Here is a 6,979-nt window from a genome sequence, read left to right as displayed (position 1 = left end):
TTAAATGTTTCATCATATGTTCTTCTAATTTTCCCCATAAAAAAATCCCCCTTATAGTAGACAGGATATAAAGCTTTCTTTTTTCTGTCTACTATAGGGGGAGCATATCAAGTGACGGGCTTCTTTTTTTATACAAGTAACGGTAATTTCATAACAGCCTCTTCAACCGAACGCACTATATGATTTGCTTTCTCCTTTACATATGGATGGGCATGATGAAGAGTAAATGAATGCGGGGTTACTTCAAACATAGAAATATCATTGAAAGAATCTCCAATACAAGCAACTTCATTTGCTTCAATTTGCAAATGGTCCATTAGTCGCTTTAGAGCACTCCCCTTACTCACGCCTCTTGGCATAATATCAACATAGCGTTTACCTGATATAAAAACTTCCGCTTCGCCTTGAAACATATCTCGTAGCTCTTGATCTAACGTCACAATTTTCTCTTCTTCTCCAAAAACAAACAATTTTGCAGGGTGTACAGTCTTACCAAACTCTTCTTCTAACGCTTCAATTTCAGCGATATGCACGCCCATATACGCTTCAAAATTATGGTGATGTTCATTCTTCCTTTTTGTATATCGCTGCTCATTTGCACAAACAATATCCGCTAGTCCTTTTTTATGTATATATCGATATATTTCCTGGGCAACCACATTTTCAAAACTCGATTCATGAAATAAATTTCCATCCGGAAGCAACATTGTCGCTCCATTTAAGCCAGTTGTGTAATATGGGAATGAAAACCTTTTTACAACTTCATCAATTCTGTGTGTAAAGCGGCCAGAGGCAAAACAAATATTTGTCCCTTTCTCAGCTAACCAACACAGCGCACGTTCATCTTCTTTTTGCATATGATTCACATCGTAAACGAGCGTGTCATCTAAATCACTTACAAATAATTTAATCATGTCCTCTTCCCCTTCCATACACAATATCTACTCTAAGTGTACACAAAAAATGTTTGATTTTTGTTAAAAAATAATAAATTTTTGCTAAAAAAAAATAAACGGGTGTATAATCCCGTTTATTTTTGTCTTTTTACATTTTGAGGTCTTACAATACTTGGTCGTACTTTTAAACTAGACATCGTTGGACGGAGTAAAATTTTTGTTAATGCGCCCCAATCAAATGGTAAAAACGGCCATAAATAAGGTGTTTGTAAACTTTTTATAGACGTTAAAAATAAAATTAATATCGTCATACCAATTACAAATCCCATCTCATGGAAGAGGCCTGTTAAAATAATAACAAACAATTTCCCAACCTTATTCCCTAATCCTAATTCATAACTCGGTGTTGCATATGCACCAATCATCGAAACTGCTACATACAAAATCACTTCTGGCACAAACAAACCTACATCAATTGCAATTTGACCAATTAATATAGCGGAAATCAATCCTGCTGCAGACGATAACGGCGTTGGAGTATGAATGGCTGCCATCCTTAAAAACTCAAGTCCGACCTCTGCCATTAACACCTGTAATAAAATTGGTAAATGCGTCATCTTAGTCGGTCCAATAAAAGCAAGATTTGCTGGCAAAAGAGTTGGATCAAATACAAACACTAACCAAAATGGTAATAAAAATAACGAGAATATAACACCTAAAAAGCGCACCCAGCGTAAAAATGTACCGACAGCTGGATTTTGTCTAAACTCTTCCGCGTGCTGTAAATGATGAAAATATGTTGTCGGTGTAATCATAGCACTTGGCGATGTGTCAACAAGTACTAACACATGTCCTTCTAGTAGATGATTTGCTGCTACATCTGGCCTTTCTGTATATCGAATAAGTGGGAATGGGTTATAGCTTTGCTTTACAACAAATTCTTCTACTGTTTTATCCGCCATCGTAATTCCATCTACATCGATGTTATTTAATTCTTGTTTTATAATCTTTACTAAATCTGGATTTGCAACATCTTGAACGTATGTAATACAAATATCCGTTTGTGATCTATCTCCTACTCGAACCATTTCATTTCGAAGACGTGGATCTCGAATTCTTCTACGGATTAATGCTGTATTTACAACGATATTTTCAACAAATCCATCCCTTGCACCGCGTACTACCTTTTCGGTATCTGGTTCTGTCGGCGTTCGCCCTGGATAACTACGAACATCGATTGCGAACGCTTCCGTTTCACCTTCCACAAATATCACGATGAGTCCTGATAATACTTGGAGCATTACCTCATCCATCGTTTTCACTTTACTTACTTGTTGATGGATTAAGCGATTCTCTAAAAGCTTCACTGTATCTTCTTCTACATCCCTTATCTCATTTGTATCCACCGCTTCTTCTAAAATAGGGATAATATAATTTGTATCACAAAGTCCGTTTACAAATAACACACCAATTTCTTTATTCAAAATTTGAAATTTACGAATACCAACATCGTATGTAACGCCTAGTCCAACTGTCTGCTTTAAATAATTTTCATTGTCACTTATGAAAGTTGATATAGGGATATCCACTTTTTTAGGCTTCGTCATAAAAACCACTCCTTTCCAAAATTAATTGAATTGCTTTCTTCGTAATAGGTGATCCCCTCTCCCATTCATCATTTCCACACATCTTACCAATGTCACCGACTCCAACGATGACAGGAACATTCAAGTCATCTAAACAATAAATTGTATCTCCGCTAATTCTGCCAATTTCACCATCTGGAAGTCCAAATTTATCAACACCGTATTCGGTTAAATTCCCGTTCCGATCTACACTTACATCTACACGTGCCCATTCCCAATGATGCGTATTAGACGCTACCGCTAAAATACCGAGCACATCAATTTGTTTATGGGTAGCCACATATTTTAAAGCCTTTTCACCAGATCCTTCTCCAATAAATCCACTGTCATCAAACATGACAAATACAGGGTCATATGGCGTTTGCATAATAAGCTCAACAACTTTTTTCCCTGTCAATTTGGTTGGATTACTTTGTGATGCTGAAATACACCTTCCCCCAAATTCCTTCGTTAAAAGCTCAATTGTCCGCTTTGCATATTCATCTCCATCTGTGACCAAAACAACCCTTCGTCTCATTTGATTTATCCTTTCGGTTTACATATAAGTGCTATAAAAAACGAAAACAATATCGCTGCGGAAATGCCCGCAGACGTTAAACTAAACATGCCAATACCAATTCCTAAATATCCATGTTTTTCTGCTGCATGCATTGCTCCGTGCAATAGTGAATGTCCAAAACTTGTAATAGGGACTGTTGCTCCAGCACCTGCAAACTTTATTAGTTTATCGTACAATCCAAATCCATCTAAAATTGCTCCGATGACTACAAAAGTTGCCATTAAATGAGCTGGTGTTAACTTTACGAAATCTAACAATAGTTGCCCAATTAAACAAATAACTCCACCTACAAGAAATGCATATATAAAATCCACAATTCACTCTCCTTTAACTCTCTCAAATACGACACCATGTGCAATTGTTGGAATCGTTTCCTTCTGTTGCATCATCATCGGGCTTAATAATGCACCAGTCGCAACGACAAAAATTCGTTGTAAATTCCCTTTTTGCATCTCGTGTAATAAATGACCATATGTGACAACTGCTGAACAAGCGCAACCACTACCACCTGCAAACACTTCTTCTTGACTTGATTCATAAATCATCAATCCACAATCATTGTATATATGCCCAAGATCATAACCTTCCTCAAGTAAAAGTTGTTTCGCAATCGGCGTCCCAACAGCTGATAAATCACCCGTAACAATCAAATCATAATCATCGGCACTTCTTCTTAAATCTTCAAAATGTTGTTGAATTGTATGAGCTGCTGCTGGAGCCATCGCTGCTCCCATATCCAAAGGATTTGTGATTCCTAAATCTTGCACTTTTCCAATTGTAGCCGACGTAATTTTAATTGCACTTTTTTCATTGCTAATTAATATAGACCCTGCACCAGTCACAGTTGAATTTGCTGTCCCTGGCTTTTGTCCACCGTACTCTGTTGGATAGCGAAATTGTCTTTCAGCCGTTGCATTATGACTACTTACTGTAGCTAAAACACGATTTGCAAATCCACCGTCTATAAAAGCTGAGCCAACTGCTAAAGTCTCCATAGACGTCGCACAAGCGCTAAACATTCCTAAAAAAGGAATGCCCCATTTACGCGCAACATAATTTGCTGTCACTGTTTGATTTAATAAATCTCCCGCTAAAAAGAAATCAATTTGCGATGTTTTTATATTCCCTTTTTGCACTGCTTGTTGAATTGAGTCTGACATTAATCTTCGTTCGGCAAGCTCCCAATTTTCTTCTCCACAATGCAAGTCATCATATGAAGTATCAAATTTTTCCCCAAGAGGGCCCTCAGCTTCTTTCGGACCGACAGCAGTACCCGTTGCATTCACATATATATCATTTTGAAATACCCACGTTTGTTTTCCGGTCAACCTCATACTAGCCCCTCCTTTAAGACATAAAAATTTTAAAGGTATACCTTATTAACCCAATGATATATGCACCAACAACCCCAAATACAATCACACTTCCTGCCAGTTTAAACATATTTGTAGCAATCCCTAGAACAACCCCTTCGCTCTTATGTTCTAAGGCAGCGCTCGCCATAGAATTTGCAAATCCTGTTACCGGTACCGCTGATCCTGCTCCAGCAAATTGACCGATTTTATCATATACACCACACCCTGTTAAAATCGCGGATAATAAAACAAGGGTTGCAACAGTTGGGTTTCCTGCCTCTTGTTCACTGAAGTGAAAATAATGTATATAAAATTTCATCAATACTTCTCCAACTGTGCAAATGAGTCCACCTACAAGAAATGCTTTGATACAATTTAGTAAATAGTTTGGCTTTGGATGATACTCCTTCACTTTATTTATGTAATCATCCTTCAATTTCTGACTTGTCATTTATATACTGCCTCCTACTTTACGAAATAAATCCAGTGAAACAACGATCCTATTACTTTCCCAAGTACAAGAGCAACGAGTAAAACAATAATCTTCCCCTCTACCCCTACTCGTTTCGCTAAAATAGGTAGAACATTTAACACCTCTGTTAATGCCGCAGCAAGCATTCCGATGAATGTGCCACAAAATATCCCTAATATAACGAGCCAATATTGCGACGTTTGAAATGTAATGTTTTTCAAACTGCACCAAGCCCCTGTTAAAGTACCTGCAATGACTGCCCACTCAAAATATTGAATATGCTTTCCACTTCTCGTTAATTGAGCTAAACGGGGGATTATACCAAGTACAGCTAAAAATGCGACATATCCGCTACCTACCGCAATCCCTCCAGCTAAACCAATTAAAATAACAAATCCAGACTCAATCATCGGCAAGTTGTTTCATATTATCCTTGTTTTCATTAACGATTACATACTGATCAAGTGACTGTTGGTATTGAAACATCTCAACTTCTAACGGACTCGGCTCTTCATTAATTCGCTTTTGAAATACATGATTAAAGAATAAAACCATCCCTAAGCCAAGACCTAAAGAATAAGGAATTTGAAATAAAAGTGGTTGTGCATTAAATTCTCCAGTAATCATGTAATATAACCGTTGATGTACTTGTTGCATACTTACATCTTCATGGAAATAAATGATCGCAAGGGCCGCTCCAATGAACAGTAACAGCCATACAAGCCCGAAAAAAATTGGGTGTGTCTTCTTTTTTTCGTATATAATTTCAACAAGAGTTTGTCCAGAACCGAGTAAATTAATTTGTACGTGAGATGCTTTCTGTTGAATAATCTCAATTACTTTCATAACATCAATTACAACATGCGTCTTATCATGCGCTGTTATTTTGTAAACTATCTCATTTTGTAACAACTCAACTACGGAAGAATCTCCGGCAAGTTGAGCAACATCGCCCAGCTTTACTTCATAAGTAGGAGAAACTTTTAAACGATTGCGCATTTTAATATAAATCGTTTGTTCCAACTTTCATTCACCCCTTCACTCTTCCTCGTAGTTGTAGTATGGTTATTGAATTTTTTTCTAATACAATTTTTTCATAAAAAAACATCTGCACCATTTCGGTACAGATGTTTTTTACTTATGCCTTTTTCTTAAATAAGTTTGCAATACTTAATGCAAGCCCTCCCCAAATGACTACTATTCCAATAACCATCATCATAATCGCTGATCCACTCATTATGAAACACCTCGATCTTTCCATTCTTTTTCAAGCTTGGCAGAATCCGAATGAATTTGTGCATCCCATTTTTTCAGGCCAATGATTATTGCAACTATGAGGAATGCTGCTGCTATCGACCAACCATACGTTACAACAAACTCAGTCGGATAATCTCCGTAGTTCTTTTTAATATTTTGGATTGTACCATCAATTAGCATATACCCTAACATAAGCGGAGTAATAACGAGTAAACTCACTCTCCAAAACGTTCCTAATTTAATATCAGATACAAAGTTTGCATGATTTTGATAAACTGGTAAACGGCGTAAAATGAGTCCTATCGTAACTACTTCCGCAAGTGCAATTGTAATTAATCCGAAATTATTAGCGAAATAGTCGACAACATCTAAGAACATAAGTCCACCACGTGTTGCAAAAACAAGAGAAACTAACACGAGAAGGGTTCCCATAATTCCAATAGTTTTTTCCCGACTTAAACTGAATTTTTCAGATACAGCGGCAAAGCATACTTCCGCGAGTGAAATAAGCGATGTAATTCCAGCAACCGTTAACGATAAGAAAAATAAAACACCAAACAACGGTGACATCGGCAATTCATTAATAATTTGGGGAAATACTACGAACGCAAGCCCAACGCCAGCACTTGCTACTTTATCAACCGGTACTCCCATATTATTTGCCATAAATCCAAGAGCTGCAAAGACCCCATCACTATCAAGCTAAGATTATACAATATCAAGTATAGTAGAGATTATTTCTTTTTTCTAAAAGCCAGGCTTAGAAAATTTAAAGGTTTGCATGCGAAATAAAC

At 37.0% G+C, this 6,979-nt stretch carries 9 protein-coding genes and 1 pseudogene; all 10 read right to left on the bottom strand.

Translation table 11 applies throughout. The annotated features are described in order from the left end of the window. Positions 1–128: 128 nt before the first annotated feature. Positions 129–932, bottom strand: coding sequence for a Cof-type HAD-IIB family hydrolase (locus tag MR168_RS31615; protein ID WP_002024734.1), 804 nt, complete (start codon positions 930–932; stop codon positions 129–131). 98 nt (positions 933–1,030) lie between these two features. Next, positions 1,031–2,503, bottom strand: coding sequence for a spore germination protein SpoVAF (spoVAF, locus tag MR168_RS31610; protein WP_000165595.1), 1,473 nt, complete (start codon positions 2,501–2,503; stop codon positions 1,031–1,033). Further along, positions 2,490–3,059 (bottom strand): stage V sporulation protein SpoVABEA, encoded by a 570-nt coding sequence (spoVAEA, locus tag MR168_RS31605; RefSeq protein ID WP_001254415.1) that lies wholly within the window; start codon positions 3,057–3,059, stop codon positions 2,490–2,492. Before spoVAEA ends, spoVAF begins: the two co-directional genes overlap by 14 nt. Before the next feature lie 5 nt (positions 3,060–3,064). Beyond that, entirely contained in the window at positions 3,065–3,415 is a 351-nt protein-coding gene (gene spoVAE, locus MR168_RS31600; protein WP_000345916.1) for a stage V sporulation protein AE, read from the bottom strand. 3 nt (positions 3,416–3,418) lie between these two features. Beyond that, a complete protein-coding gene (gene spoVAD, locus MR168_RS31595; RefSeq protein ID WP_242291734.1) occupies positions 3,419–4,435 on the bottom strand; it encodes a stage V sporulation protein AD in 1,017 nt (338 codons plus the stop codon). Positions 4,436–4,448: 13 nt separating this feature from the next. After that, positions 4,449–4,907 (bottom strand): stage V sporulation protein AC, encoded by a 459-nt coding sequence (spoVAC, locus tag MR168_RS31590; RefSeq protein ID WP_000203810.1) that lies wholly within the window; start codon positions 4,905–4,907, stop codon positions 4,449–4,451. Between the two features lie 14 nt (positions 4,908–4,921). Further along, complete coding sequence (gene spoVAB, locus MR168_RS31585; protein ID WP_000572936.1) at positions 4,922–5,338, bottom strand: stage V sporulation protein SpoVAB; 417 nt, start codon at positions 5,336–5,338, stop codon at positions 4,922–4,924. Beyond that, entirely contained in the window at positions 5,331–5,951 is a 621-nt protein-coding gene (locus MR168_RS31580; RefSeq protein WP_000438369.1) for a stage V sporulation protein AA, read from the bottom strand. Before MR168_RS31580 ends, spoVAB begins: the two co-directional genes overlap by 8 nt. Before the next feature lie 115 nt (positions 5,952–6,066). Beyond that, the gene (locus tag MR168_RS31575) at positions 6,067–6,165 is read right to left on the bottom strand and encodes a methionine/alanine import family NSS transporter small subunit (protein WP_000016826.1); all 99 of its coding nucleotides are present in this window, start codon (positions 6,163–6,165) and stop codon (positions 6,067–6,069) included. Further along, positions 6,165–6,875, bottom strand: a pseudogene (locus MR168_RS31570) (SLC5/6 family protein); the annotation flags it as partial. The gene MR168_RS31575 and the pseudogene MR168_RS31570, both read right to left, overlap by 1 nt. Between the last annotated feature and the right edge of the window lie 104 nt (positions 6,876–6,979).

Origin of the sequence: Bacillus cereus group sp. BfR-BA-01356, from assembly GCF_022663635.1 — a bacterium.
Lineage (GTDB): Bacteria > Bacillota > Bacilli > Bacillales > Bacillaceae_G > Bacillus_A > Bacillus_A cereus.
The sequence above is the reverse complement of the archived record's forward strand: the minus strand, read 5'-3'. Positions and strand labels throughout refer to the sequence as shown.

What these genes read in the sequence shown, in the direction of transcription:
- spoVAF (WP_000165595.1), bottom strand. Translation starts at nt 2,503, where the DNA reads ATGACGAAGCCTAAAAAAGTGGATATCCCTATATCAACTTTCATAAGT.
- spoVAC (WP_000203810.1), bottom strand. Translation starts at nt 4,907, where the DNA reads ATGACAAGTCAGAAATTGAAGGATGATTACATAAATAAAGTGAAGGAG.
- spoVAD (WP_242291734.1), bottom strand. Translation starts at nt 4,435, where the DNA reads ATGAGGTTGACCGGAAAACAAACGTGGGTATTTCAAAATGATATATAT.
- spoVAEA (WP_001254415.1), bottom strand. Translation starts at nt 3,059, where the DNA reads ATGAGACGAAGGGTTGTTTTGGTCACAGATGGAGATGAATATGCAAAG.
- spoVAB (WP_000572936.1), bottom strand. Translation starts at nt 5,338, where the DNA reads ATGATTGAGTCTGGATTTGTTATTTTAATTGGTTTAGCTGGAGGGATT.
- MR168_RS31615 (WP_002024734.1), bottom strand. Translation starts at nt 932, where the DNA reads ATGGAAGGGGAAGAGGACATGATTAAATTATTTGTAAGTGATTTAGAT.
- MR168_RS31575 (WP_000016826.1), bottom strand. Translation starts at nt 6,165, where the DNA reads ATGAGTGGATCAGCGATTATGATGATGGTTATTGGAATAGTAGTCATT.